We start from the raw sequence: 25,399 nt of genomic DNA on the forward strand, positions 1-25,399 counted from the left end.
CAGCTTGGATTGGAAAACGGGCTCAGCTTGCGCGCTTGGCCGCAGCCGGTGCGGGTGAACAGGCTTGTGGCAGCGTCACGGCCTGTAGCTGGCGGCGGGACAGTTCTTCCAGCAGGCGCGGCAGCACCTGCAAGATGACCGGCGTACCGTCTGCCATGCGGGCGGCATTGCCATCGTGCAGCAGCAGTATATCGCCTGCGGCCAGTTGGCGGGTCAGTCTGGCGTATACCAGCGCCGGGTCCCGGACGCGCGTATCATAGCCACGGCGCGTCCAGCTCGCAAGAAACACCCCCAGGCGCTGCAATACCGGCTCCAGCAGCGGATTGCGCAAACCGGCAATCGGGCGGAAAAACTGCGGCGCACGGCCGGTGATGGCCTGCAGGGTGGCTTGCCCCTCCCCCACTTCGCGCCGCCAGCCCGAAAGCCCGAATAACGATGTGTGCTTGCGATGCCGCTGGCCATGGTTTTCCACCGCATGGCCTTCCTGCGCGGCCTGACGCACCAGCTCCGGATAATGCGCTGCCCGCTCGCCGATGCAGAAGAAAGTGGCTTTCACCTGATACTGCCGCAGGATGTCCAGCACCGCCGGGGTGACGTCCGGGTCCGGCCCGTCATCAATGGTGATGGCCACTTCGCCACGGCGGATGGCGGATTGCGGCAGACGGGTCAGGTTCGGCCCCAGCAGCGTGCTGCGCGGCAGCAGGCCCAGCAGCGCAATCAGCCCGTGCAACAGCACCAGCAAGCCCAGCAGGCCGGGCCACCACGCCGGTTGCCAGCACAGCAACAGCACGGCCAGCAGATGCAGCGCCAGGCACAGTTTGATGAATGGGGAAAACACCAGCGTGTTCATGTCTCGTCCTTCTGCCCCGGCACGTATTGCGCCAGCGGGCCATGTTCCAGCCAGTACCGCCATTGCTGCTGCCACACCGGCCAGCTGTGATCGCCCGCCATGCGGTGTACCTGCGCCGCTGGCAGCAGGCTGGCCAGCAATTGTTGTCCGGCAGCAAAACGGTCGTCGTCGGCCAGGCTCAGCCACACCGGGCAGCGCGTGGCTTCTTCCTGCTGGGCCAGCCAGTGCCACCAGCGTCGTTCGTCCTGCAAACCGGGCGCAGCATCCGCCCAGGCCTGCGGCCCGCCAGCTTGGCGGATTTCCTGCAGGATGTCGGCAGTACCGGGATAGGGAGCCAGCAAGAAGATGCCGCTCAGGTGTTCAGCATACACCGCCGCATAGTGCAGGGCATTGAAGGCACCCAGAGAAATCCCGGCCAGCCAGATGTTGCGGTAGCCTTGCCCCAGCGCAGGCTGCAACACCGCCTGATGCAGGCTCTGGGCCACGGTACCGGCCAGCACCTGCTGGTAGCCCACATCGGCCAGCACGATGTCCAGCGGCAGGCCGCGCGCGCGCACTGCCGCCACCATGCCCTGCGCCAGCATGTCTTCCAGGCTGGCCTTGGCCGGCGGCAACAGCACCAGCAAGTTCTCGGCGCGCTGTCCGGCGCGCCAGCTATCAGTCAGACAACGCACGCGGGGTCATCCTTGCCATCATGGCGGCAAACACCAACGCCAGCAGCGCGCCAATGGCCACCGTGCTGCCGATATAGGACAGCACCGGCACGCTGGAGCTGCCCAGCAAGCCAAAGCTGGTGACGGTGGCCAGATTGGCCACCACCAGCGACACTTCCACCTGGCGTTGCTCGGCCGCACTGCCCAGTTGCTGCTTGTTGGCAAAAAACAGTGCGTAATTGGAGCCGATGGCCACCACCAGCAGCAGGCCCACCAGATGCAGAATGGTCAGCTGAATGCCGCAGGCATCAAGGATGGCCACGGTACACAGCACCGCGCAGCCCAGCGGAATGGTGACGCGCGCCGCTTGCAGCCAGCCGCAGGTCACACCCAAGAGCAGCAGGATGGCCAGACTGCCCAGCGAGGAGAACAACAAGGCTTCGTGGGTGTAGCTATCGAAAATGGCGGTGGTTTCTTCCAGCAGGTCGATCACCGTCACCTGTCCCAGCTGCTGGGCAGCCAGTGCCGCACGCACCTTGTCCAGCGCGATGTTTTCACCACTGGCCGGGCGCAACGGCATCAGCACCAGATAACTGCCAGGCCGCTTGATCAGCATGGAATCCAGCAGCACGCTGGCCGCGCTGCCATGCAGGCTGGCACGGCTGAGCAGCGCTTGCTGCTGCGCACGGGTCACATCGCTGACAAACCCTTGCAGCTGTGCGGCATCCACCGGCAGGCCTTGCAGCGCCTCGGCCAGTCGTGGTGCGGCCGTACCCGCTGGCGGCAAGGCAGCCTGCCGCGCGCGCTGGGTGGCGATACTTGGCAGCAGTTCGTCCGGGGTGTGGAAGCCGCCAATCACGTTCTGCCGGTTCAATTGCTGCAATACCCGGCGCGTGCGCTCGGCCAGTTGCAGGGCGCTTTCCTGATCCGGCGCGCTGAAGCTGGCCACATAGCGCATGTCATTGCCGCCCAGATCAGCCCGCAGTTCGGCATCCAGCTTGTTCTGCGCGGGTGAGGTGGAACTCAGTGCATTGAGCTGGCGGTTCCAGATGTCCTGATGATGCAAAGCCAGCACCGCCACCGCCGCCAGCATGGCTACCGCCAGCAGCCAGCGCAGGCGGGTCAGGCCATCCAGTACTTTTTGCAGCAGCAGGCCGGGCTTGCTCAGGTCGCGCAGGTTCAGCCGTGCCGGCATCAGCAGCGGCAACACATAGCGCGTCACCAGTGCGGCCGTCACCAGCCCGCTGATGGAATACAGGCCCAGTTGCGACAGGCCGGGGAAGCTGGAACACATCAGCGCGGCAAAGCCGGTGATGGAGGTCAGCACCCCCAGGCGGATGGTGCGCCAGAAGTGCGAGGGGTTACCGCCCCCGGCACGCTGGATAAACAAATAGATGGAGTAATCCACCGCCTCGCCGATCAGCGTGGTGCCAAAGCCCAGCGTCAGGCCATGCACATGGCCAAAGCCCAGACTGACGCTGGCAATGCCCACCAGCGCGCCGGACACCACCGGAATCAACCCCAGCAGCAATAGCGGCAGCGAGCGGTAGACCAGCAGCAGCAAGGCCACCACCAGCAAGGTGCCCAGGGTGGCCAGCCGTTCCACCTCGCCCTGGATGATGTTGCGCGAGGCTACCGAAATGACGCTGGTGCCACTCATCACCAGGCGGGTATCGGCATGGCGGGCGGGCAGGCTGGCAAAAGCCTGTTTCACATCTTCCAGCGCCGCCGCCTGCGCGTCGGTATTCAGGCCGGACTCGGCCAGTTGCAGCAGCAATACCGCGCGTTTGCCGTCGCGCGACACCCAGATGTCGTTACTGGTGCTGGGCTGGCTTTCGCCCATGAACTGCTCGAGGATTTGCAGGGTTTCACCGGTCGGGTCACGCGGCAGGATTTTCTTGACGATCAGCCCGGCATCGCCGGACATCGCCAGCAAGGTGTCCTGAATGGCGTCATGCATGCCGGCTGCGGTAAAGCGCTGCGGCGTGACGGCCGGGCTCAGCAGGTAGCGGTTGTCGAAGAAATACTGCTGGTCGCGCTGCTGGGTCTGGCGGTCGCCGTTCTGCACCGCGGTAAAGCGCGGATTGCCGGACAGCTTGCCCACCAGCAGGCGCGACAGGCGGCCGCGTTCGGCCTCGTCCGCACCTTCAATCCCCACCAGCACCAGCCGGGCAATGGCACCGTCGCGCAGCTGGTCGATCAGCATCTGCTGGCGCGCACTGGGTAGTTTGGGCATGAAGGCGGACAGGTCAGCGACAAAACGGGTCTGGCTGATCACCAGCACCGAGGCCAGCATGGCCGCCAGCCAGATCAGGATGACCGGCTTGAACAATCTGGTTTTCATTTGGCGCTGGTGCCGGTAATGGTCATTTCCGAACGGTCGCCATCGGCCTGCAGAAATTCGATGGTCTTCACCTGGGCGCGGCTACCGGCTATGCGGATCTGGCTGATTACCTTTTGCATGCGTGCTTGCAGCGGTGTCAGCTTGAGCTGCCATTCGTCGCTGCCACCGGACAGCGACGGGGTGTAATAGCGTTCCAGCGCGCTGCGGTCACCCGAGAGGGTGGCGCGGATGCTTTCGACAAAGGCCGATACTTCTGGTCGGTCGGACAGATTCACGCTCATCTTGCGGCCATCGCTGCGCTCCAGCGTCAGCTTGTTGCCTTCCAGCAGCACGGCCTCCGCCTTGGGCTTGAGCGTGCGCTTTTCCAGCCGGTCCGGTGCGGTGAAAGCCAGCTCGCCAGAGGACTCCAGCGGCTGCTTGAGCATGGCGATGTATTTTTTCTCGACAAAGGTGGCGGTGCCGGACTTCTTTTGCCCCAGTTGCTGCATCAGGTCGGCCAGGGAGAAATCGGCGGCCTGCAGGCTGCCTGCAGAGAGGACCACAAACAATCCGGCCAGGGTCTTGCTGATGATGGATACACGCATGATCGGTCTAGCTTTCATCCCAGAAATCGTAAAAATTGAACCAGTTGTACGGATAGGCCCGGCAATGACGTTCCAGTGCCGCAACGTATTTGTCCAGCAGCGACTGCATGGCCGCCTCACGCCGGGACCGACCCACGGTAGAAAAGTCTTCCAGCAATTCAAAATGCACCCGGTAGTGGTTGCCACCCAGGTAAATGCCCGCCATGAAATACACCGGCTGCTTGAGCATGGCAGCCATGCGCAGCGGGCCGCTGGGAAAACGGGCGGGTGCGCCCAGCAGCATGCGGCTGAGGTATTCGTCCGGCCCGGCGGCACGGTCGGCCAGAATGCCCACCAGTGCGCCCTCTTCCAGCCGGGCATGCACCTTGAGCATGGCGTCCATGGTGCCCAGCGGAATGATGTCCGGCGCCAGCGCCGGGTTGATGGCATGCAAGGCCTGGTTGATCTGGCGGGCGTTTTCCGGATACATCGCCATGCTCACCTGCATGTCGGGACGAAAACGCGCCATGGCGCGCAGCACTTCAAAGCTGCCCAGATGCGCGCCAAACAGCAACAGCCCCTGCCCGCCTTCCTGATGCCGGTGCAGGGCTTCGGCACCGGACAGGTCGATCTCGAACACATCAAACCGGTCGCGCAGCAGATAAACCCGGTCGTGGATGGTGCTGGCAAAACTCAGCACATGGCGATATACATCGCGCCAGCGCGCCGGACGGCCCAGGCTGCGGGCCAGATAGCGCCGCGAGGCCTGTACCGCCTTGCCGCCGAACAACACGAAATACATCGCAATACCGTACAGCACCAGCCGGGAGCAAGGCCTGCCCAGCCAGCAGGACAGCGCCGACATGATGCGCAACCAGAAGCGGCTGCCGCGCTCCTGCTGCCGCATCCACTGCGGGCTGGCCGGTGCATCGGTCTGCTGGCTCACGCGGCAGGCTCCGCTGCCAGCACGAATTTGCCGTCCGCCACTTTTTCATCACCGCGCGAGATGACAAAGGCCACGCTGGCTGCATCCTGTCGCCAGGCCAGCTGCAAGCTGTCGCCCGGCGCTACCGGACGATGGAACTTGGCCTGGGCCAGTCCGGCCAGTGGCACTCCGGCAGCCTGTTCGATGGCCAGTTGCGCATGGTCCAGCAACACCACGCCGGGCAAGACCGGCTGGCCGGGAAAGTGACCTGCATAGGCCGGATGATCGGCGGCTATCACCAGGGGAAGGGTCTGCATGCTCAGTGCTTTCCGGAAAGATGACGGGCAATCAGTTCCTGCAGGGTACGGGCCAGGATCTTGCCATTGCCGTCACGCGGCAGGGCATCGACAAACACGATCTGGCGCGGCAGGAACACCGAATCCAGATGCTGGCGCAGGCCGGCCAGAATGGCGGTACGGTCCAGATCCGGTGCCACCACGAACACGGCCAGACGTTCGACTACCTCGTCACTGCCGCGTTCCGGCACACAGTACACCCCATCCACCACTCCCGGCAGGCCGGTAAGCACGGCATTGAGGAAGGACAAGGAACTGCGCTTGCCCGCCACATTGATCATATTGGCCTTGCGGTCCAGCAGCCGGAAATGCTGCGGGCTGAACAGTTCTACCGTGTCATTGAGCATTTGCGGGGTCTGGTACACCTCGCCCACTGCCCACAGCTCGCCGTCACGCTGCTCCAGTGCAATCCCCTGCAAGGTATGCCAGGTGCTGTCGATATCGGTTTCCCGCGTGGCTACCTGACCGGTTTCGGTGGAGCCGTAGATTTCCAGCACCGGGCAGCCAAGCTGCTGCCGGGTTTGGGCTGCCAGCTCGACAGACAAGGGCGCGGTGGCCGACAGGATGGCGGCAATCGGCGGCAGCGCGATATTGGCATCCAGCAATTTGCGCAGATGAAATGGCGTGATCACCAGCAGACGCGGCGCGGGCATCCCGGCCAGCGCATCGGCAATGTCGGCGGGGAAAAACGGAATGCGCCCGGACAGGCGGCCACCGGCCAGAATGGGCAGCAGCACGCTGGATTCCAGCCCGTACATGTGACGGATGGGCACCGTGCCCACCACCGAACAAGGCTGGCCAGCCACACCCCACACCCGTTCGGCACCGGCCAGAATGGCCAGCCGCAGACGGCCAAATGTCTTGAAATGCGGCATGGGCGTGCCGGTGGAGCCCGAGGTATACAGGCAGGCAACCTGCTGGTCGTACGGAATCTGCGGCGTGGGGGCCGCCGCCAGTTCCTTGCGTGCCGCCAGCGTGTCGATTTGCATGTAAGGCAGGCCGGGCACCGGGTTGTCTGGCTGATCGCCCAATACCAGCAGCTCGGCTTGTTCGCTGGCTACCGCTGCCAGATGCTCGGGTGCCGCCGAATTGGGCAGGATGGTCAGCATATTGCGGGCAATCGCCGCAAACAGTGCCACGGCAAACCAGTAACGGTCGTTACACATGTTCAGCACCCGCGGGTGAGCGGGCAAGGCGGCAGCAAGGGTGAGCACCTGGGCTTGGAAGGTGCCACGGTTGATCACCTGGCCGTGCACATGGGCAAAATCGGCAGCGGGGTCAGCAGCAGGAAGAAGCGGTATCAGATTCATGGATTCGATGGCAAGGGAGCCGCTGCGGCAGCCTACTGGCTGGTGTCACGGCCCTGCGTGTACTTTCGGTATGACTGTATGGTGTGGGCGATGCTGAACGAGGGGCTGTCCGGCAAGGCCAGCCGGCGCACCAGGTATTCGCCGCCAAACATCAGGCCCAGCGACAGCGGGGTGCACACGGCGGCATAAAACGCCCACCACGACAGGGGTGCCAGTGCAAACAGGCCCAGCGACAGCAAGGCGGACAAGGCAAAATACAGCGTCCAGGCCAGCGTCACTTTCCAGGTGTAGCGGAAGTAAGCTGCATCCAGCGATCCGGCAACGGCGATGCGGGCGATACGTGAACACAGGGCATTCTCGTGACTGCCCAGGGTACTGCCGAACATGAAGCCAAGGCCGCACATGATGCCGGCGTGCTGCAACAGGTAGAACCACGCGGCATGGGTCAGCAACTGGTCAACATTGAGCGCAATGGCCAGCAGCACGGCAGCTGCCAGTAGCATGACCGGCCAGCGGAAGCGTGAATTCCAGCCCGCCGTCAGCAGGCCCAGGGTCAGCGGTGCCGCCCCTACCACCACCGCATACAGCGGCGGCTGACGGGAGGAGGACGCCAGATAATCCATCACCACATAAAACAGGCCGGCCAGCGCCAGTACAGCCAGGCGCATGCTGCGCCACAGCCGGGTCATTTGCTGCGATGCTCGCGAATATAAGCCGCCAGTTTGCGCAAGGAGGCAAAAATGGTGGAGTTGTCTTCGTTGTCGGCTTTCATTTGCACGCCATACTGCTTGGACATGACCAGCGCGATTTCCAGGATATCAATGGAGTCGATTCCCAGTTCATCACCATACAGCGGCGCATCAGGAACAATTTCCGCCGGGGTAATGTCAAGATTCAGCGCGGAAACAATCAGACCGGCAATTTCGCTTTCCAGCGCCAGGTCTGGTGTATTCGATTCAGAAGAGTGTTGTTCCATGATTTGCAATAATCGTATCGGTATTAATAAACAAGTTGCCCGCAATCGCCAATGTCACAGTGTTTCGGTATCATCGCCGGTCGTCACGCGCTATCACCTAGCGCCTGGCGATTGAGGCATGCTGTTACCTTTTGGACGGCAAGGACTACAGCAGCAAAAAAATGAAGCGCGAGTATAACAATATGCCCACTTGCTTGCCACACGGCGGCAGACAGACTATTGCATATGTGTCAAGGAGCTGATTTGAACAAGGGCATTCTTTATCGCCAAGGCGAGGACGGATTTCTGGCGACGGTTTTCACCCGCTTCTGGTTCAAGATGTTCGGCACCATGGGTTTTACCCTGCTGTTTTTTGTCGCCTATGTTTACCTGCTGCATCACCCGGCTGGCGCAGTCCATATCGTGCCAGCCAGTGCTCTGGACCGCTGGCTGCCGTTTCAGCCCTGGGCCTTGCCGGTTTACCTGTCGCTGTGGGTTTATGTGTCGCTGCCACCGGTGTTGATGCTGTCACACCGTGAAATCATCCGTTACGGCTACAAAGTGGCGCTGCCCTGCCTCAGCGGACTGCTGGTGTTTTATTTCTGGCCCAATGCCATTGCCCCGCCAGACATCGACTGGCAGCAATATCCCGGTGTGGCCTTTCTGAAAAACGTGGATACGGCAGGTAATGCCTTCCCGTCGCTGCATGTGGCAACTGCGGTATTTTCCGGTGTCTGGCTGCACTGGCGCCTGAAGGTGCTGCACTGGGGCCGTGTGCTGCAAGGACTGAACCTGCTGTGGTGTGTGGCCATTGCCTACTCCACCCTGGCGGTAAAGCAGCATGTGGCACTGGATGTGCTGGCAGGTACCCTGCTGGGCCTTGGCAGTGCATGGCTGGTACGCTTGCGTGCGCATGCCATGCAGCTGGATCGTGGCGCGCCGTCTGGCCGTTAAACCCTTTTGTCGACAACTCCCCTTACCGCAGCTGGCAGCATGTACCCCAATACCCGTTTGCACTACACCTCCCCCCACCCGCTTGGCCCGGTGGCTATCGCTCCTGCACAGATTCTGGGCATGTGCCGGCTGGGCCGGGATGATCAGCAGCCGGACTGGCCCTTGCAGTCCGTGCGGATGCCGGTGCTGGGCCCGGCTACGGCGGGCATGCAGGAAGTCTGGCATACCAGCCTGCCAGCGCAGGATGGCCGCTTCCACGACATTCATTACCGTCGTGCAGGCGGCCTGCTGTTTGGCGTCATCACACTGGATGAAGGGCAGTTTGCCATGCAGGACGGAGCCACCGCCTTGCAGACACTGGCCGAGAGCGCCTACCGCCAGCTGTTTGCCCTGCTGGACGCACAGCACTGCCCGCACCTGTGGCGGGTGTGGAATTACATTCCGCGCATCAATGTCGAGGAGCACGGCATGGAGCGCTACCGCCAGTTCAATATCGGCCGCCATCAGGCTTTTGCCGGCAGCCGGCGTCCGGTGCATGGCAGTCCGGCCGCCTGTGCGCTGGGGACGGCAGATGGCCCGGTCAGCATTGCCTTTCTGGCAGCAGACAGCCCTGCCTTGCCCATCGAGAACCCGCGCCAAGTCAGCGCCTTTGCCTACCCGCAGCAATACGGCCCGGTGAGCCCCACCTTCAGCCGCGCCGCGCTGGCCGGTCAGCCTGGCGAGCAATGGCTGTTCATTTCCGGCACCGCCAGCATCATTGGCCACCTTACCGTGCATGTAGGTGATGTGGCCGCACAAACCGCGGAAACCTTTGCCAATATCGCCATCCTGCTGGAACAGGCCAACCGTCAGCAGCCACGTCAGCCCTTCACCCTTGCCGGGCTGGACTACCGGGTGTATGTCCGCCATGCCGCCGACTATCCCGCCGTGCGTGCGGCGGTACTGGCACAGCTGGGCGAAGACAGCCGCGTGGTGTATGTGCAGGCGGACATCTGCCGTGCCGACCTGCTGGTGGAAATAGAAGCCCAAGGCGCTGGCTGAAAGCCACCCCGGCATGCACCAGAACGGTCAGGTAGTGCTCGCTTTGGTGCAGCACTGCATAGCCGCTTTCCACCCTCACCTGCATCGCCAGCCCTCACCGCCAACCGCTTTACAGCCCGCAGCTGCACGCTGCACGCCCCGCCCGGCAGCACTGACAGCGTCATGACAGATGGCATGAGTCTTGCTAAGATTTCATACATTTTCAAAAATATTCATACACAGCCTGCACCATGTTTTCCGGTGACAGGCCCAAGAAAGGCAAGCGCATGCACATTCCAGATGGTTATCTCAGCCCGTCCACCTGCGCCGTGACCCTGGCCATTGCCCTGCCGTTCTGGCTACTGGCCTACCAGCGTGCCAAACGCCTGCTGCACACCCGGCTGGTGCCATTGTTTGCCGTGTTCTCCGCCTTCAGCTTTGTCATCATGATGTTCAACCTGCCCCTGCCCGGCGGCACCAGCGGCCATGCGGTGGGCATGGGCATTGTCAGCATCGTGCTGGGGCCGTGGGCGTCCATCATTGCCATCTCGCTGGCCTTGCTGATTCAGGCGCTGTTTTTTGGTGATGGCGGCATCAGCAGCTTTGGTGCCAACAGCCTGAACATGGCCATCGTCGGTTCGCTGGTGGCCTGGGGCAGTTATCGCCTGCTGGCTGCCGGTGCGCCGCTGGCCTCGCGCCGCCGCGTGGTGGCAGCCGGGGTGGCCGGTTATCTCGCCATCAATGCTTCCGCCCTGCTGGCCGCCATCGAATTCGGCGTGCAACCCATGCTGTTTCACAACGCCAGCGGCACCCCGCTGTACGCACCTTATCCGCTGTCGGTGGCCATTCCGGCCATGATGATTGGCCACCTGAGTTTTGCCGGGCTGGCGGAAATGCTGCTCAGTGCCGGTCTGGTGGCTTATCTGCAACGCGCTCATCCGGCCTTGCTGGCCGGTTCTGCCGACATCACCTCGGCAGGCAGCCGTCAGGGCAGCAGCGTGCGTCAGCTGTGGTATGGCCTGGCCGGGCTGATGATTTTGTCGCCGCTGGGCCTGCTGGCAGCCGGAACCGCCTGGGGGGAATGGGGTGCGGAAGACTTTGCCAACCCGGCGGCCCGTCAGGAAATCATCCGGGCATCCGGCCTGCATGCCTTGCCGGATAGCGCTCCGGAGGGCCTGTCCAGACTAGCCGGTTTGTGGTCCGCCCCCTTCCCCGACTATGCCCCGGCCTTCATTCACAGCCCGGCTTTTGGCTATGTGCTGTCCGCCGTGTTTGGTGCCGGGTTGATCCTGCTGTGCCTGTTGCTGCTGGCCCGGCTGGGCGGCAAGCGTGGCCTGCCGCAGTGAGTGAACAATCGTTTCTGGCCGGCAAGCACCGCCATCACGGCAATATTGCCGAGCGCATGGTGCATGGCTTGCAGCAGGTGATGGAGCATGCGCTGGATGCCGAAGCCATCAGCGCCACACCCGGCCTGCTGCAACAACTGGACCCGCGCATCAAGCTGCTGTCCTTGCTGGCGGTGCTGGCCGCCACCCTGCTGACAAGCCAGCTCACCACGCTGCTACTGCTGTTTGTGCTGGCGGTAGTGCTGGCGCTGGCTTCTCAAATCTCACTATCCCGCTTGTACCGCCAGGCATGGCTGAGCGTGCTGCTGTTCAGCGGCATGCTGGCCCTGCCTGCCATCTTCATGGTGCCGGGTGAACGGTTGCTCACCCTGCCGCTGCTGCACTGGCACATCACCCGGCAAGGGCTGTCCAGCGCCGCCTTTTTGCTGGGCCGGGCCGAAGTTTCGGCCAGCTTTGCCCTGCTGCTGATGCTGACCACGCCGTGGATGCATGTGCTCAAGGCCATGCGCAGCCTGGGCGTGCCGGTGCTGCTGGTGGCCTTGCTGGGCATGACGCATCGCTATGTGTTTGTGCTGTTGCAAACCGCCAGCCAGATGTTCGAAGCGCGCCGCAGCCGCCTGCTGGCTCCGCCATCGGGCCGCATGGCCCGCCAGCTGGTGGCCAGCACCAGCGGCGTGCTGCTGGGCAAGGCCTTGCAGCTCAGTAGCGAGGTGCACATGGCCATGGTGTCACGCGGCTATCGGGGCGAGGTTTACCTGCTGCACAATTTTCACACCCGCAAGCGCGACTGGTGCGCGCTGCTGCTGGCCTTGGCGCTGCCCCTGGTCATTGTCTGGAATCACGCATGAGCACACCGGTTTTTGCCCTGGACAGGGTGAGTTATCACTATCAGCAGCATGCTGCCTTACATGCGGTGTCACTGGAGATTGCCGCTGGTAGCCGGGTGGCACTGCTGGGGGCCAATGGCTCGGGCAAATCCACCTTGCTGCGTCTGCTGGACGGGCTGTATTTCGCCACGGCAGGCGAGCTGCGTGCCTTTGGTGAGGTGCTGAGCGAGGCGGCGCTGGCGGATGAAGCCAGCCATTATGCGTTTCGCCGCCGGGTGGGTCTGGTGTTCCAGAACCCGGACGTGCAACTGTTCAACCCCACGGTGTTTGACGAACTGGCCTTCGGCCCGCTGCAACTGGGCTGGCCGGAAGCGCAAATCCGCAGCGCGATTGACGCCAGCTTGCAGCAGTTTGGCATCAGCCATCTGCAACAGCGCGCACCACACCGGCTATCCGGTGGCGAGCGCAAACGGGTGGCGCTGGCCTCGGTGCTGATCATGCAACCCGAAGTACTGCTGCTGGACGAACCCACCGCCGCGCTGGACCCGGCCAGCCAGAGCGAAGTCATCCGTTTTCTGCAGGAAAGCCAGGGACAGGGGCGCACCATCATCACCGCCACCCACGATCTGGACAGCGTGGCCGACATTGCCGACCACGTCATCGTGCTGGCCGACGGCCAGGTGGCGGCACAGGGCAGCCCGGCCGACATCCTGTCCGACCACGCCCTGCTGGCACGCACCCATTTGCTGCATGCCCACCCTCACCGCCATGCCGACGGGCAGGTGCACAGCCATCCGCACCAGCATGGCCACCGGCACGACCATGGCACCAACGCTGGCCGTTACCGCCGCTTCGGCATGGGTCGCTCTTAGCAAGGCAAGAACTGGATCAGCGGCCGGATTTCTTGCGATAGCCCAGGCCCGTGCTGGCTGAAGGCTTGACCGGAATCAGCTGCACCTGGCCGTGGCGCACCCCGGTTTCGGCAATCACCGAACGGGCAAAGCTTTCCACCTCGCCACTGTCGCCGCGCAGGATTACCGTTTCGATACAGTCTTCATGACTGATGTGGGCGTGCATGGTAGCCACCGCCAGGTCGTGGTGGTCGTGCTGCAAGCCGGTCAGCCGGGCGGACAGTTGCCGCTCGTGATGATCAAACACATAGCTGAGCACCGCCACGCAGGGGCCGCCCTGCTCGCTGGCCAGATTGTCCTCGCCCAGCTCGCGGCGCAGCATGTCGCGCACCGCCTCGGACCGGCTGCTGTAACCGCGCCGGGTCATCCATTCGTCAAATGCCTGTGCCAGCTCGTCGCTCAGCGAAATGGTGAGTCTTTGCATGCCTGTCTCCACAAAATCCGTGTCGCAGCATAGCAGACCAAGGCGGTTTGGGGTTTACCAGGCCAGACATGACAATTGTCATCTCAGGCTGCTGACAAAGTGATTTGGTGCGATTCTACCGGACCCGGCCAAGCCGGGCCTTTCGACCCAGTGATTGATTCCGCAGCCTGTCCATCGAATCCCAATCCCCCCGCCCTTTCCCTGAAAGGGAGCCTCGCCGTCTTTACGAAGGCTCGCTGAGCTTTACCAAGCCCGACATGACAATTGTCATGTCGGCTTGGCGCAAATGCTGCGATAGTCCATCACGATACATCCACCTTGCCATTGCCCGTCCATGGCCCAGAATCAAAGACAGGCCAACTCCCAGCCAAGAGCACATCATGCAGATACGGCAGCTTAGCTTCCATCATGACCAGCCAGTACCCAACCAGCTTGCCGCCCTGCAAACGCTGGCACCACAGCTGCTGCTGGTGTTTGCCGCGCCCGACTATTTTGACGGGGGAGCCTTGCTCTCCAGCCTGGCAGCGGCCTTGCCCGGCTGTGTGGTGCTGGGCTGTTCGACCGCAGGCGAGATTGCCAGCCAGGGCGTGGAAGAAGGCAGCGCCGTACTGACGGCCATCCACTTTGACCACACCCGCGTGGCCAGTGCCACCACCCTGCTAGACGACATGCAGGATTCACTGGCAGCAGGCCAACGGCTGGCCACGGCCTTGCAGGCGGATGACTTGCAACTGCTTTTGCTGCTGGCACCCGGCACCCATATCAACGGCACCGCCCTGCTGGATGGCCTGCAACAGGTACTGGGCGATACCGTTCCGGTGGTGGGCGGCATGGCTGCCGATAATGGCCGTTTCTGCGAGACCTTCACCCTGCATCAGTCCGGCTGGAGCGATCACCAGCTGGTGGCCGTCGGCCTGTACGGACGACAGTTGCAAGTGGGACATGGCTCCTGCGGTGGCTGGACCACGTTTGGCCCGGCACGGCAGGTCAGTCGCTGCCAGCAGAACATTCTGTACGAACTGGATGGCGCACCCGCGCTGGAAGTGTACAAGCGCTATCTGGGTGAATACGCCAGCGGCCTGCCCGGCAGCGGCTTGCTGTTTCCGTTTGCCATGCTGGGACGCAGCGGCGAAGACCAGGGCGTGATTCGCACCATTCTGGGCATGAACGAACAGGATGGCAGCCTGACCCTGGCCGGTGAACTGGCCAGCGGCAGCCAGCTGAAACTGATGCATGCCGGTACCGACAGCCTGGTGCGCGGGGCGGAGCAGTCTGCCAGTGCCGCCCGCCTCAGCGGAGCAGGCCATCAAGACAGCCTGGCGCTGCTGGTATCCTGTGTGGGACGCAAGCTGGTGATGGGCGACCGGGTGGATGAAGAAGTGGAAGCCGTGGCCGACGTACTGGGCAGCCAGATGGTGCTGGCCGGTTTTTATTCCAATGGCGAAATCAGCCCCTTTGCCGTGGGGCAGCCCAGCCGGCTGCACAACCAGACCATGACCATCACCACCCTGCGTGAAATCGCGCAAACAGATTGAAATCAGCAGGACAGGCATGCAAAACACACTGCTACGCCAGCTCAGGCGCACCATGGGCATTGCCGATGAAACCAGCCTGCAACAGGTGCTGGACGGCTTTGAGCGGCTGGCCGGGCTGGCAGACACCGACCCGACCATCGCCACCGCCCTGCGCGGCTTTACCGGCTTGCTGCAAAGAGTGGGCGACAGCTACAGCCAGCAAGACCGCGACATCAGCCTGCGCAGCCGCAGCCTGGAACTGAGCTCGGCCGAGCTGGGCGAGGCCAACCAGCGCCTGCAGGCGGAACTGGGCAAGCGCGAGCAGGCCATTGCCCGCCTGCAAGACACCATTCGCCTGCTGCGCAAGGAAACCGGCCAGCCAGACAGCGCACAGCCAGAGGACGATCTGGAAGGGCTGATCAATGTCGTCTCCGCACTGGTGGCCTACCGCCAGCATGGCCAGCAGGCCATCCGCCAGGCCCGGCAGGCACTGGAGAACCAGAAGTTTGCGCTGGACCAGCACGCCATCGTCAGCATTACCGACCGCTACGGCAATATCAGCTATGCCAATGACAAATTCTGTGAGATCAGTGGCTACCAGCGGGAAGAGCTGATCGGGCGCAACCATAATCTGGTGAATTCCGGCCTGCACTCACCGGCCTTCTTTGCCGAAATGTGGCGCACCATTCGCGCCGGCAAAGTGTGGACCGGAGAAATCCGCAACCGCGCCAAGGATGGCAGCCTGTACTGGGTGGCCGCCACCATCGTGCCCTTTGCCGACGAGCATGGGGAGCCCGAGCAATTTGTCGCCATCCGTACCGACATCACCGCCCGGCATCAGGCCACCGTGCGCCTGCAAGAGCAACTGCACTTTGTCGAGGAACTGGTGGAAGCCATGCCGATGCCGGTGTATGTCAAAGGGCCGGACCTGCGCTATCAGCTGATGAACCGCGCCTTTGCCGAACTGTTTGGTATCCGGCGGGAAGACTTCCTGGGCAAAACCTCGGAACACCTGCTGGATGCGGAGCTGGCCAGCTACCACCAGCAGCGCGACCGCGAGCTGCTGAACGAAGTGTCGCGCCAAAGCTATGAAACCACCCTGCAGCACCAGGATGGCACGGTACGTTACGGCATCATCCACAAGGCCACCCTCACCCGGCCCGATGGCAGCATTGCCGGGCTGATCGGCACCATTGCCGACATTACCGAACTCAAACTGCTGGCACGGGAATCGCGTCAGGCCCGCGAAGTGGCCGAGGCCGCCAACCGCGCCAAGAGCGAATTCCTGGCCAATATGAGCCATGAAATCCGCACGCCGATGAACGGCATTCTGGGCATGACCGAACTGGCGCTGGATACCGAGCTGAACCGGGAGCAGCGTGAATACCTGGATGTGGTGAAATCCTCCACCGAAGCGTTGCTCACCGTCATCAACGACATCCTGGATTTTTCCAAGCTGGAAGCGGGCAAGATGGTGATTGACCAGACCGCCTTCGGGCTGGAAAGCATGCTGGCCAGTACGGTCAGGAACATGGCCATGCATGCCGAACAAAAAGGCCTGGAATTGGCCTGCCGCATGGCCCCGGACATTCCGCCGGTATTGCTGGGCGATGCGGGCCGGCTGCGGCAAATCCTGCTCAACCTGTTGTCCAATGCCATCAAGTTCACCCAGCACGGCGAAGTTTTGCTGCGCGCCTCCTTGCTGGAACAGGAAGGCGAACAAGTGGTGGTCAAGTTTTCGGTCAGCGACAGCGGCATCGGGATTGCCCGCGAACAGCAGGAAAGCATTTTTGAAGCCTTTGTCCAGGCCGACAGTTCCACCACACGCAAATACGGCGGCACCGGTCTGGGACTGTCCATCTGCAAACGGCTGGTGGACATGATGCATGGCCAGATGTGGCTGGAAAGCCGCCCCGGACATGGCAGCACCTTCCACTTCACCATCCGTTTTACCCGCGTGGCCGCAGCGCAACTGCCGGTCCCCTTGAACCCGGACGCGCTGCGCGGCAGTCATGCACTGGTGGTGGACGACAACCGCATCAACCGCGACATCCTGCAAGAAACCCTGGCGCACTGGGGAGTGAGTGTCGATACAGCCGACAGCGGTGCCCATGCGCTGGCCCTGTTGCAACAGCCGGGCAAGTCCTACCGCTTTGTCTTGCTGGACGGCATGATGCCGGACATGGACGGGCTGACCACCGCCCGCCACATCCAGGCACTGGGCCTACAAGCGGCACCGCGGCTCATCATGCTGTCCTCGGCCAGCACACAGGACAGCAGGCTGTATCAGCAAGCCGGCATCTGCTGCCACATTGCCAAGCCGGTGTTGCAGTCCGAACTGCAGGAAACCATCTTGCAGGCACTGGGCGAGGCCCCCAGCAGTGACTCCACCAGCATGCCTCCGGCCAAACTGAAATACGACAGCCAGCCCTTGCGGGTGCTGGTGGTGGAGGACAATGTGGTCAACCAGCAGCTGGCAATCAATCTGCTGCAACGCTGGGGCCATCAGGCCACCCTGGCCGAAGATGGCCGGCAAGCACTGGAAGTCCTGGCCCAAGAACAGTTCGACCTGGTGTTGATGGACATGCAGATGCCGGTGATGGGCGGGCTGGAAGCCACCCGGCGCTACCGTCAGCAAGAAGCACCCGGCAGCCACCTGCCCATCATTGCCATGACCGCCAATGCCTTGCAGGGCGACCGTGAGCAATGTCTGGCCGCCGGCATGGACGACTACCTGAGCAAGCCGGTGCGCGCGGCCGACCTGCAACAGCTGCTGCAACGCCACACCAGGGCAGCGCCCTTCCCGTTTGACTATCAGGCGGCACTGGCCCGACAGGATGCGGAAATCGTCGACATTGTGGCGGACAGTTTCCTCAACAGTTTTCCAGGTGAAATGCACAGCCTGCATCAGGCGCTGGCCGATGGAGACAGCACCCGCCTGAAACGGGTGGCCCATACCCTGAAGGGCAATGCCGCGCTGTTTGGTGCCAGCCCCATGGTGAATGCCGCCGGCCAGCTGGAAATCCTGTCCAGCGACTTGGGCAGTCCGCTGATTCCCGTCTTGTTGCAACAGCTGGAGCAAGCCTTCCCGGCCTTGCAAAGCGCGCTGCGCCAGCGACAGGCAACAGGCTGAAGCAAACAAAAAGGGCGCGGCCACACTGGCAGCGCCCTGTTCGGTCAATCGTGGCGGGGTTTAGCCGCGCTGCGGATACCAGCCCACCAGGCCCGGTTGCAGATTGATGCTCACCTGCTTCACCTGCTGGTATTCCAGCAGGCCGTTGACGCCCAGATCGCGGCCATAGCCGCTCATCTTGTAGCCGCCCCACGGCGCTTCGTTGAAAGTGGGGTTGTAGCAGTTGATCCAGGTGACGCCCGCACGGACTTCCTTCACCACCCGCAGCGCACGTGCGCCATCGCTGGTGAACACCCCGCCAGCCAGGCCGTAGGGCGTGTCATTGGCCATGGTGATGGCTTCGGCCTCCGAGGTGAAAGTCTGGATGGCCACCACCGGGCCGAATACTTCCTCGCGCACGATGTCCATGTCGCGGGTGCAATTGTCGAAGATGGTAGGCCGCACGAAGTAACCGTTGGCGCACTCGCCCTCGACATAGCGCTCGCCGCCACATACCAGTGTTGCGCCTTGCTGTTTGGCGCGCTCGATATGGCCCAGCACCTTTTCCAGCTGCGCGGCGGACACAATCGCGCCCATGTCGGCATCCTTCATGCCCGGAGCAATGGTCATGGCATTGGCGCGTTCGGCCAGTCGGGCGACAAAGCGGTCCTTGATGCTTTCTTCAATCAGGATGCGCGAACCGGCCGAGCATACTTCGCCCTGGTTGAAGAACACGCCTATCATCGCCCACTCCACCGCGCCTTCCAGATCGGCATCGGCAAAGATGATGTTGGGCGACTTGCCACCCAGTTCCAGCCCCACTTTTTTCAGGTTACCCACTGCCGCGGCGGCAATGGTTTGCCCGGTGCGGGTGCTGCCGGTGAAGGTGATCATGTCCACATCATGGCTGGCGGCCAGCTCCTGCCCGGCGGCCGGGCCGCTGCCCAGCACCAGGTTGGCGGTGCCCGGAGGCAGGCCGACGGCATCGAAAATTTCAAACAGGGCCACCGCTGACAGCGGGGTGATTTCGCTGGGCTTGAACACCACGCAGTTGCCCGCCGCCAGCGCCGGCGCCAGTTTCCAGGTGGCCATCAGCAAGGGGTAGTTCCACGGGGTGATCAGCGCGCACACGCCCACTGGCTCGTGCATGGAATAAGCATGCATCGGGCCAAAGCCGTCGCTGACTTCATACACCCCGCCCTGCGGCTTGGTGATCAGCCCGGCGTAATAGCGGAAACAGGCCACCGCATCGTCCACATCGCAGCGCGCTTCGCGCAGCGGCTTGCCATTGTCCAGCGTGTCCATCACCGCCAGCTCGTCGGCGCGGGCGGCAATGGCATCGGCAATACGCAGCAGCATGTCGGCGCGCTTGGGCCCGGCCATGCGCCGCCAGCTGCCGTCATGGTCAAAAGCATGGCGCGCGGCGGCAATCGCCTGCTTGCTGTCCTCGGCCACGCTGTCGGTGACCAGGGCAATCACTTCGCCATTGGACGGGTTGATGACTTCGCGGGTAGCGCCGCTGACCGAGGCTTGCCAACGGCCATTGATGTAGTTGTTGCGCACTTCCATGTTTCTTCCTCCTGCCTTGCCATTGTTGTGCCGGGCGGTCTGTGCCGCTCAGGCGATGTAGATCTTGCGCAGTGTTTGTGTCACCACCCAGGTGGTGGCGGTGCCGGCAGCCAGATGGCCCACGGTGCCGGGCTGCAATTCCAGCGGTGGGCGGCCATCGGCAAACTGCACGCTGGCTTGACCCGACAGCACGATGAAGAATTCGTCCACTTCCACATCGGTGGTGACACTGGGCGACATTTCCCACACGCCGATGCTGCAACCGTGCAACTGGCCCAGCTCGGCCGTGCCCACCCGGGCGGGGCCGCTCATGACCTGATCGGCCGGGACTTCGCGATATTCCAGCGCAATGCGCGTGGCGTCCACGCTGAGATTGGCCAGCAGGGCAAAGGGATTGGACATGCTTGCTTCCTTGGATGGTCAGAAAAGGACGAACGGATTCAGGAATCGAAACCCAGGCCCAGCGCATCCATGGTGCGCAGCATCAGATTGCGCTTGCCATGGTTGTGGTCGGCCCGGTTCAGCGACCAGCGCGTGGCCTGCACGGCGACATAGGTCAGCGGCTCTGGCGGAAACGGTGGCGGTATTTCGCGCACCATGCGCAAGCGGGTTCGCGGTGTGTCCAGCCCTTCTATCTTGTCCAGCAGCACATTGGCGGCAAAGCGGGTGGCCCCTACGCCCAGGCCGGTAAAACCGGCGGCATAGGCCACCTTGCCGCCACGCGCCAGCGCAAAAAAGGCACAAAAGCGGGTAGACGTATCGATGGCCCCGCCCCAGCGATGGCTGAAACGCAGCCCGGCCAGTTGCGGAAAGGTAGTAAAGAAGTGACTGGCCAGCCGGGTGAACGAAGCCGGGCGGTCGTCATAGACATCATCCACCTTGCCGCCAAAGTTGTAGATGGCATCGTAGCCGCCAAACAGGATGCGGTTGTCGCGGGTGATGCGGTAGTAATGAAACTGGTTGGCCATGTCGGCAATGCCCTGGCGGTTGTGCCAGCCGATGGACGCCAGCTGTTGCGCTGTGAGCGGCTCGGTCATCAGCACATAGTCGTACACCGGGATGGTGTGCCAGCGGTAACGCTTGAGCAGCGAGGGAAAGGCATTGGTGGCCAGCACCACGCGGGCGGCATCCAGCTCGCCCTGCGCCGTCGCCAGCCGCACCCGGCTGCCGCGGCTGTGCAGCGCGGTGACGGCGGATTGTTCGTGAATCTGCACACCCAGCTCAACCGCCACCCGCGCCAGTTCCAGCACCAGCTTGCCGGGATGGATCATCGCCGTGCTGTCTTTTTCCCAGATGCCGGACAGGAAGGTGGGCGAATTGAGTTCGGCGCGGATCTGCGCGGCATCCATATAGCCTTCGCCACGCAGTTGTTCGTCCTGGTAGGGTTCCACTGCCACCACCAGCACGCCGGTGCGCTCGAAGTCACAGTCGATGCCGTAGCGGCGGATGGTGGCTTCGATTTCATCCAGATTCTGCAGGCCCAGGGCCTCCAGCTGCGGCATTTCTTCCGGCCAGCGCTGCTCACCGTTTTCCTCGCCATGGGTGATGCTGGCTTCACAAAAGCCGCCGTTGCGGCCGGACGCAGCCCAGCCCACCTGCCGGCCTTCCAGCAGGGTGACCGAGCGCGACGGGTTACGTTCCTTGGCCAGTATGGCGGTCCACAGGCCGAGAAAACCACCGCCGACAATGGCCAGATCTGCGCTGGCCTTGCCTTGCAGCGGAGGGAAACTGCGGCGCAGGTGCGCCACATCATCTCCCCAGAACGGGCGGTTGACGCTGCCGGCCAGTGCGGCATCGATCAGCTCTTGTTGCGGTGCCTCACGTTCAAACACGATTTGCGGCATAAAACAGATATTCCTTGGGCATGGGACAGTTCACAGGGAGATGCACCGCGCTGCAACGTTAACCGGCAGTCGTGGTGTCGATCATGCGATGTCGGCAGTTGGCACGCAAGTCGCGCAGCAAGATGCAGCAAGGCGCAGCCGACATCATGGCGGATAGCCCGGTAGCACTGCGCAGCCCCACACCATGCAACAGCCATCCGGCACCCGTTGGTACATGGGCAGCTTGTTGCTTGGCATAGCTTGAACCAGGTGATATGTTGAGATAAATCCCGAATTTCTTATCTTCAGTTTCAAAAATACTCAACTGATGAGCAAAAAAAAATCCCTGGGCCAGGTCAGCGATTTTGATATCCGCCTGCTGCGCCTGTTCAAGACCGTAGTCGAATGCGGCAGCTTTTCCGCTGCGGAAAGCGTGCTGGGCATCAGCCGCTCCGCCATCAGCCTGCACATGGGCGATCTGGAAAAGCGGTTGGGTATTTGCCTGTGCCAGCGCGGTCGGGCCGGCTTTGCCCTCACCGACGAAGGTCGGGCCGTGCTGCACGCCAGCCAAACCATGCTGTCGGCCATCGAGGAATTCCGCACCGAGGTGAACCAGCTGCACCACCAGCTGCGCGGCGAGCTGAACATCGGCATCATCAACAACCTGGTCACCCAGTCGCACATGCACCTGACGCATGCGCTCAAGTCCTTGAGTGCGCGCGGGCCGGGAGTGCGCATCAATATTTCCATGACCACCCCCAGCGAAATCGAACTGGGCGTGCAGGACGGCCACCTGCACGTGGGCGTGGTGCCGCTGATCAACCCGCTGTCCGGGCTGGACTACCTGCCGCTGTACGAAGAACACTCGCTGCTGTATTGCAGCCGCGAACACCCCTTCTTTGCCCGCGCCGATAGCGATATCAGCCAGGACGAGCTGCACAGCGCCGAAGCCATCGCCCCCAACTACCGGCTGACCGTGGACGCCATGGCGCAACACCACGCGCTTAACTGCACTGCCACCGCGTCCGACCGGGAAGGCATTGCCTTTCTGATTCTCACCGGCGGCTATATCGGCTTTTTGCCGGATCACTTTGCCGCCGGCTGGGTGGCGCAAGGGGTGATGCGGCCCTTGCATCCGCAACAATTCTGTTACGACATTCCGCTGAACGTGGCCATGCGCAAGGGACGACGCCCCAATCTGGTACTGGAATACTTTCTGCAAGCACTGGAGCAAAGCCGTAACAGCTGACACCAGCCAGGCCCGGCCGACATGCAAAAGCCCCCTTACGGGGGCTTTTTGCTGACTGCGCGATGCGCTCGCTCAGTGCTTACTTGCCGGCTTCGCCGACAAAGATTTCCACACGGCGGTTGGCGGCACGGCCAGCCAGGGTGCTGTTGTCGGCAATCGGCTGACGCGAGCCCATGCCGTCGATGCTGATACGGCTGGCAGCCACGCCGTGGCTGACCAGGTAATCGCGGGTGGCGCTGGCACGATTGACTGACAGCGGATTATTGATGGCATCGCTGCCGGTGTTGTCGGTATGGCCGACAATGCGCACGGTGGTGACCGGGTTTTGCTGCAGGGTGGTGGCAAAGCGGTCCAGCACCGGACGCAGATTCGGCTTGATGTCGTAACGGCCGGAGTCAAACGAGACATCGCTCGGAATATTCAGCTTGAGCTGGTTGTCGGCGGTCTGGCTCACGCTGACACCAGTACCCTGCGAGGCTTTTTCCATGGCCTCTTTCTGCTTTTGCATATGCTGCGACCACAGATAACCACCACCAGCCCCCAATGCCGCACCCACGGCAGCACCGGTTACTGCGCTGCGACCGGTATGCCCACCGGCAGTCAGCGCGCCCAGCAAGGCACCAACACCAGCACCCACGGCGGCACCGGTGCCGGTGGTTTGCTGGGTTTCGTTCATGTTGGCACAGCCGCTGAGGCTGGCCGAGGCGATGGCAACAGCCACCAGGGTGGTCATCAGGTTTTTCATCGTGATCTCCTCATTGCGATGCGTGCCATGCACGGCACCGGCAGGGTTGGGTCCGCGCCGCAGGCGGTGGATTGCCGTCTGCAGTCGTAAGGCTGGATATGCATGGCAAGGTGCCATCCGGCATGTCGCATGCATTTGCCTGAGGCAGTGCGGGCGCAGACAAGTTCACTGATGGTCGGAAACAGGCTGCGACACATCGGTTTGCATTAATTCATATTATAGAACCGCTGACAAACCAGCCGTGTAAGCAAACGTGTGCCTTGTGTAAGCAAAAGTACACGTCTGCTCAGGCCAGAAGCTGCATAAAAAAAAACCCCCTGACGGGGGTGGAAGTAATGCTCTGGGTCGAACAGGGCAAAGGAAGGGATTTGATCGGAAAACCTGTCTGATCAGGACTGTGTGGCCACCTTGGCTTCACGCGAACCCATCCACGGTGTGCCATACATGCGCGAACGCACCCAGCCCACCACCAGCAGGGCCAGCGACAACAGGCCGGTACTGATGACTTCTACCTGGTGTTCCGGACGGATGGCCATCAGCACCACCACGGCACAGATAAAGACAATCACGATCCAGGTCAGGGTCGGGAACATCCACATGCGGAAGGCCGGGGTTTCGCCATTGGCTTCCATGCGCTGACGCATGCGCAGCTGGGAAATGGCAATCACCAGGTACACCAGCAGGGCGATGGTGCCGGAAGTGGCCAGCAGGATGTCGAACACTTCCTTGGGCATCAGGTAGTTGGCAATCACGGTCATGAAGCCCACCACCATGGAACCCAGTACCGCTTTTTGCGGGGTGCCGTTGGGCGCGATGTCGCCAAACATCTTGATGGCATCACCACGGCTGGACAGCGAGTACAGCATGCGCGAGGCGGTATACAGCGCGGAGTTCAGGCAGCTGGCCACCGACACCAGTACCACCACGTCAACAATGGCCTTGGCATTGGGAATGCCGATCAGCTGCAGGGTGCGCTGGTAGGAACCCAGGGCGGCCAGTTGCGGGTCGTTCCAGGCCACCAGGGCGGTCACCACGAAGATGGAACCCAGGTAGAACAGGCTGATCCGCCATACCACCGAGTTGGTGGCCTTGGTGATTTGCTGCTGCGGATTGTCCGATTCAGCCGCAGCAATGGTGACAATCTCGGTACCCAGGAAGGTAAACATGGTGGTGAGCATGGCACCCAGCACCGCACCAAAGCCCTTGGGCATGAAGCCGCCCTGGTCGAACAGGCGTGCAGTACCGCTGACCTGGCTGCCCGGAATCAGGCCGAACATGGCAGCACCGGCCACGGCCAGGAAGGCCACGATGGCCACCACTTTCACCAGCGCGAACCAGAACTCGAACTCGCCGTAGTTCTTCACGCTGAACAGGTTGGTGATGGTCAGCAAGATGGTGATGCCCAGTGCAAAGGCCCACATCGGCACGCTGGCAAACCAGGCATGCAGAATGGTGGCAGCGGCATTGGCTTCCAGTGGAATCACCAGTACCCAGAACCACCAGTACAGCCAGCCGATGATGTAACCGGCCCAGTGCCCGATGGCACGGTCGGCATAGGTGGAAAACGAGCCGGTATCCGGCGAGGCAACCGCCATTTCACCCAGCATGCGCATGACCAGCACCACCAGCAGGCCTGCCATGCCATAGGCCAGCAGCACGGCCGGACCGGCTTCGGCGATGGCGTGGCCGGAACCCACAAACAGGCCGGCACCAATCACACCGGCAATGGACAGCATGGTGACGTGACGTTGCTTGAGCCCGTGGCTCAAGCCTTGCGATGAAGCACTCATGAAAGATTCTCCCAAAACCGGCAGCCCGCGTGGGCAGGTCCGCCAGTCATGTCGTTTTATTGTTTTATGTTTTTTGAAATGACCCACATTACTTCTTGGACACAGGCGACACCCTGCCGCTACCGGCAGGCAGCGGCGGTGCACGCCCGTGCTTACAGC

At 62.4% G+C, this 25,399-nt stretch carries 24 protein-coding genes; 8 read left to right on the forward strand and 16 right to left on the reverse strand.

All coding sequences use genetic code 11. The features are described from left to right. Positions 1–22 precede the first annotated feature (22 nt). From ACE3SE_RS04835 to ACE3SE_RS04875, 9 genes are read right to left on the reverse strand one after another with little or no spacing between them, the layout of a single operon-like run. Positions 23–850: a polysaccharide deacetylase family protein gene (locus tag ACE3SE_RS04835; protein ID WP_374554097.1), complete on the reverse strand. Its 828-nt coding sequence runs from the start codon at positions 848–850 to the stop codon at positions 23–25. Further along, positions 847–1,524, reverse strand: a complete 678-nt coding sequence (locus tag ACE3SE_RS04840) for an alpha/beta fold hydrolase (RefSeq protein ID WP_374554098.1) — start codon at positions 1,522–1,524, stop codon at positions 847–849. The genes ACE3SE_RS04835 and ACE3SE_RS04840 overlap by 4 nt, the downstream gene beginning before the upstream one ends. Next, positions 1,508–3,847, reverse strand: a complete 2,340-nt coding sequence (locus tag ACE3SE_RS04845; RefSeq protein WP_374554099.1) for an MMPL family transporter — start codon at positions 3,845–3,847, stop codon at positions 1,508–1,510. The genes ACE3SE_RS04840 and ACE3SE_RS04845 overlap by 17 nt, the downstream gene beginning before the upstream one ends. Next, a complete protein-coding gene (locus ACE3SE_RS04850) occupies positions 3,844–4,449 on the reverse strand; it encodes a LolA-related protein (protein ID WP_153013338.1) in 606 nt (201 codons plus the stop codon). Before ACE3SE_RS04850 ends, ACE3SE_RS04845 begins: the two co-directional genes overlap by 4 nt. Next, a complete protein-coding gene (locus ACE3SE_RS04855; protein WP_374554100.1) occupies positions 4,439–5,356 on the reverse strand; it encodes an LpxL/LpxP family acyltransferase in 918 nt (305 codons plus the stop codon). The genes ACE3SE_RS04850 and ACE3SE_RS04855 overlap by 11 nt, the downstream gene beginning before the upstream one ends. Beyond that, positions 5,353–5,652 (reverse strand): 3-hydroxyacyl-ACP dehydratase FabZ family protein, encoded by a 300-nt coding sequence (locus tag ACE3SE_RS04860; RefSeq protein ID WP_374554101.1) that lies wholly within the window; start codon positions 5,650–5,652, stop codon positions 5,353–5,355. Before ACE3SE_RS04860 ends, ACE3SE_RS04855 begins: the two co-directional genes overlap by 4 nt. A 2-nt stretch (positions 5,653–5,654) precedes the next feature. After that, positions 5,655–7,001 (reverse strand): AMP-binding protein, encoded by a 1,347-nt coding sequence (locus ACE3SE_RS04865; RefSeq protein WP_374554102.1) that lies wholly within the window; start codon positions 6,999–7,001, stop codon positions 5,655–5,657. A 32-nt stretch (positions 7,002–7,033) separates the two neighbouring features. Then, entirely contained in the window at positions 7,034–7,690 is a 657-nt protein-coding gene (locus tag ACE3SE_RS04870) for a hypothetical protein (protein ID WP_374554103.1), read from the reverse strand. Beyond that, positions 7,687–7,977, reverse strand: a complete 291-nt coding sequence (locus ACE3SE_RS04875) for a phosphopantetheine-binding protein (protein ID WP_045847462.1) — start codon at positions 7,975–7,977, stop codon at positions 7,687–7,689. The genes ACE3SE_RS04870 and ACE3SE_RS04875 overlap by 4 nt, the downstream gene beginning before the upstream one ends. Before the next feature lie 243 nt (positions 7,978–8,220). Between ACE3SE_RS04875 and ACE3SE_RS04880 the strand changes: the two genes are divergently transcribed. From ACE3SE_RS04880 to ACE3SE_RS04900, 5 genes are all read left to right on the forward strand, one after another. Further along, the gene (locus ACE3SE_RS04880) at positions 8,221–8,910 is read left to right on the forward strand and encodes a phosphatase PAP2 family protein (RefSeq protein WP_374554104.1); all 690 of its coding nucleotides are present in this window, start codon (positions 8,221–8,223) and stop codon (positions 8,908–8,910) included. A gap of 39 nt (positions 8,911–8,949) precedes the next feature. Further along, positions 8,950–9,951, forward strand: coding sequence for a chorismate transformation enzyme, FkbO/Hyg5 family (locus tag ACE3SE_RS04885; protein WP_374554105.1), 1,002 nt, complete (start codon positions 8,950–8,952; stop codon positions 9,949–9,951). Positions 9,952–10,217: 266 nt separating this feature from the next. Further along, complete coding sequence (gene cbiM, locus ACE3SE_RS04890) at positions 10,218–11,276, forward strand: cobalt transporter CbiM (protein WP_374554106.1); 1,059 nt, start codon at positions 10,218–10,220, stop codon at positions 11,274–11,276. Beyond that, a complete protein-coding gene (gene cbiQ, locus ACE3SE_RS04895) occupies positions 11,273–12,124 on the forward strand; it encodes a cobalt ECF transporter T component CbiQ (protein WP_374554107.1) in 852 nt (283 codons plus the stop codon). The genes cbiM and cbiQ overlap by 4 nt, the downstream gene beginning before the upstream one ends. Continuing rightward, on the forward strand, positions 12,121–12,975 hold the full coding sequence (locus ACE3SE_RS04900) for an energy-coupling factor ABC transporter ATP-binding protein (protein ID WP_374554108.1): 855 nt from the start codon (positions 12,121–12,123) through the stop codon (positions 12,973–12,975). Before cbiQ ends, ACE3SE_RS04900 begins: the two co-directional genes overlap by 4 nt. Before the next feature lie 16 nt (positions 12,976–12,991). On the opposite strand, the gene nikR is transcribed toward ACE3SE_RS04900, so the two are convergent. Further along, positions 12,992–13,438: a nickel-responsive transcriptional regulator NikR gene (gene nikR, locus ACE3SE_RS04905; RefSeq protein ID WP_045847464.1), complete on the reverse strand. Its 447-nt coding sequence runs from the start codon at positions 13,436–13,438 to the stop codon at positions 12,992–12,994. 380 nt (positions 13,439–13,818) lie between these two features. Here nikR and ACE3SE_RS04910 point away from each other — a divergent pair, with 380 nt between their 5' ends. Both ACE3SE_RS04910 and ACE3SE_RS04915 read left to right on the forward strand, forming a co-directional pair. Then, positions 13,819–14,973: an FIST signal transduction protein gene (locus ACE3SE_RS04910; protein ID WP_374554109.1), complete on the forward strand. Its 1,155-nt coding sequence runs from the start codon at positions 13,819–13,821 to the stop codon at positions 14,971–14,973. Positions 14,974–14,989: 16 nt separating this feature from the next. Then, complete coding sequence (locus ACE3SE_RS04915) at positions 14,990–18,085, forward strand: hybrid sensor histidine kinase/response regulator (RefSeq protein WP_374554110.1); 3,096 nt, start codon at positions 14,990–14,992, stop codon at positions 18,083–18,085. A gap of 60 nt (positions 18,086–18,145) precedes the next feature. On the opposite strand, the gene ACE3SE_RS04920 is transcribed toward ACE3SE_RS04915, so the two are convergent. From ACE3SE_RS04920 to ACE3SE_RS04935, 4 genes are read right to left on the reverse strand one after another with little or no spacing between them, the layout of a single operon-like run. Next, on the reverse strand, positions 18,146–19,633 hold the full coding sequence (locus tag ACE3SE_RS04920) for an aldehyde dehydrogenase family protein (protein ID WP_374554111.1): 1,488 nt from the start codon (positions 19,631–19,633) through the stop codon (positions 18,146–18,148). Positions 19,634–19,681: 48 nt separating this feature from the next. Beyond that, positions 19,682–20,035, reverse strand: a complete 354-nt coding sequence (locus tag ACE3SE_RS04925; RefSeq protein ID WP_374554112.1) for a cupin domain-containing protein — start codon at positions 20,033–20,035, stop codon at positions 19,682–19,684. A gap of 38 nt (positions 20,036–20,073) precedes the next feature. Next, positions 20,074–21,477: an NAD(P)/FAD-dependent oxidoreductase gene (locus tag ACE3SE_RS04930; protein ID WP_374554113.1), complete on the reverse strand. Its 1,404-nt coding sequence runs from the start codon at positions 21,475–21,477 to the stop codon at positions 20,074–20,076. Between the two features lie 58 nt (positions 21,478–21,535). Next, entirely contained in the window at positions 21,536–21,781 is a 246-nt protein-coding gene (locus ACE3SE_RS04935) for a hypothetical protein (protein ID WP_153013237.1), read from the reverse strand. A 3-nt stretch (positions 21,782–21,784) separates the two neighbouring features. On the opposite strand from ACE3SE_RS04935, the gene ACE3SE_RS04940 reads away from it, so the two are divergent. Beyond that, positions 21,785–22,705 carry a LysR family transcriptional regulator gene (locus tag ACE3SE_RS04940; protein ID WP_062787629.1) on the forward strand — a complete coding sequence of 307 codons (921 nt, stop codon included), beginning with the start codon at positions 21,785–21,787 and terminating at the stop codon, positions 22,703–22,705. Between the two features lie 79 nt (positions 22,706–22,784). Here ACE3SE_RS04940 and ACE3SE_RS04945 read toward each other — a convergent pair whose 3' ends face one another. Further along, entirely contained in the window at positions 22,785–23,450 is a 666-nt protein-coding gene (locus tag ACE3SE_RS04945) for an OmpA family protein (protein WP_178972460.1), read from the reverse strand. 389 nt (positions 23,451–23,839) lie between these two features. Further along, complete coding sequence (gene gabP, locus ACE3SE_RS04950) at positions 23,840–25,240, reverse strand: GABA permease (RefSeq protein ID WP_045847475.1); 1,401 nt, start codon at positions 25,238–25,240, stop codon at positions 23,840–23,842. Positions 25,241–25,399: the final 159 nt, after the last annotated feature.

Origin of the sequence: Aquitalea pelogenes (assembly GCF_041914625.1) — a bacterium.
Classification (GTDB): domain Bacteria; phylum Pseudomonadota; class Gammaproteobacteria; order Burkholderiales; family Chromobacteriaceae; genus Aquitalea; species Aquitalea pelogenes.

What these genes read in the sequence shown, in the direction of transcription:
- ACE3SE_RS04835 (WP_374554097.1), bottom strand. Translation starts at nt 850, where the DNA reads ATGAACACGCTGGTGTTTTCCCCATTCATCAAACTGTGCCTGGCGCTG.
- ACE3SE_RS04845 (WP_374554099.1), bottom strand. Translation starts at nt 3,847, where the DNA reads ATGAAAACCAGATTGTTCAAGCCGGTCATCCTGATCTGGCTGGCGGCC.
- ACE3SE_RS04850 (WP_153013338.1), bottom strand. Translation starts at nt 4,449, where the DNA reads ATGAAAGCTAGACCGATCATGCGTGTATCCATCATCAGCAAGACCCTG.
- ACE3SE_RS04860 (WP_374554101.1), bottom strand. Translation starts at nt 5,652, where the DNA reads ATGCAGACCCTTCCCCTGGTGATAGCCGCCGATCATCCGGCCTATGCA.
- ACE3SE_RS04865 (WP_374554102.1), bottom strand. Translation starts at nt 7,001, where the DNA reads ATGAATCTGATACCGCTTCTTCCTGCTGCTGACCCCGCTGCCGATTTT.
- ACE3SE_RS04870 (WP_374554103.1), bottom strand. Translation starts at nt 7,690, where the DNA reads ATGACCCGGCTGTGGCGCAGCATGCGCCTGGCTGTACTGGCGCTGGCC.
- ACE3SE_RS04875 (WP_045847462.1), bottom strand. Translation starts at nt 7,977, where the DNA reads ATGGAACAACACTCTTCTGAATCGAATACACCAGACCTGGCGCTGGAA.
- ACE3SE_RS04885 (WP_374554105.1), top strand. Translation starts at nt 8,950, where the DNA reads ATGTACCCCAATACCCGTTTGCACTACACCTCCCCCCACCCGCTTGGC.
- cbiM (WP_374554106.1), top strand. Translation starts at nt 10,218, where the DNA reads ATGCACATTCCAGATGGTTATCTCAGCCCGTCCACCTGCGCCGTGACC.
- ACE3SE_RS04900 (WP_374554108.1), top strand. Translation starts at nt 12,121, where the DNA reads ATGAGCACACCGGTTTTTGCCCTGGACAGGGTGAGTTATCACTATCAG.
- nikR (WP_045847464.1), bottom strand. Translation starts at nt 13,438, where the DNA reads ATGCAAAGACTCACCATTTCGCTGAGCGACGAGCTGGCACAGGCATTT.
- ACE3SE_RS04910 (WP_374554109.1), top strand. Translation starts at nt 13,819, where the DNA reads ATGCAGATACGGCAGCTTAGCTTCCATCATGACCAGCCAGTACCCAAC.
- ACE3SE_RS04915 (WP_374554110.1), top strand. Translation starts at nt 14,990, where the DNA reads ATGCAAAACACACTGCTACGCCAGCTCAGGCGCACCATGGGCATTGCC.
- ACE3SE_RS04920 (WP_374554111.1), bottom strand. Translation starts at nt 19,633, where the DNA reads ATGGAAGTGCGCAACAACTACATCAATGGCCGTTGGCAAGCCTCGGTC.
- ACE3SE_RS04925 (WP_374554112.1), bottom strand. Translation starts at nt 20,035, where the DNA reads ATGTCCAATCCCTTTGCCCTGCTGGCCAATCTCAGCGTGGACGCCACG.
- ACE3SE_RS04930 (WP_374554113.1), bottom strand. Translation starts at nt 21,477, where the DNA reads ATGCCGCAAATCGTGTTTGAACGTGAGGCACCGCAACAAGAGCTGATC.
- ACE3SE_RS04940 (WP_062787629.1), top strand. Translation starts at nt 21,785, where the DNA reads ATGAGCAAAAAAAAATCCCTGGGCCAGGTCAGCGATTTTGATATCCGC.
- ACE3SE_RS04945 (WP_178972460.1), bottom strand. Translation starts at nt 23,450, where the DNA reads ATGAAAAACCTGATGACCACCCTGGTGGCTGTTGCCATCGCCTCGGCC.
- gabP (WP_045847475.1), bottom strand. Translation starts at nt 25,240, where the DNA reads ATGAGTGCTTCATCGCAAGGCTTGAGCCACGGGCTCAAGCAACGTCAC.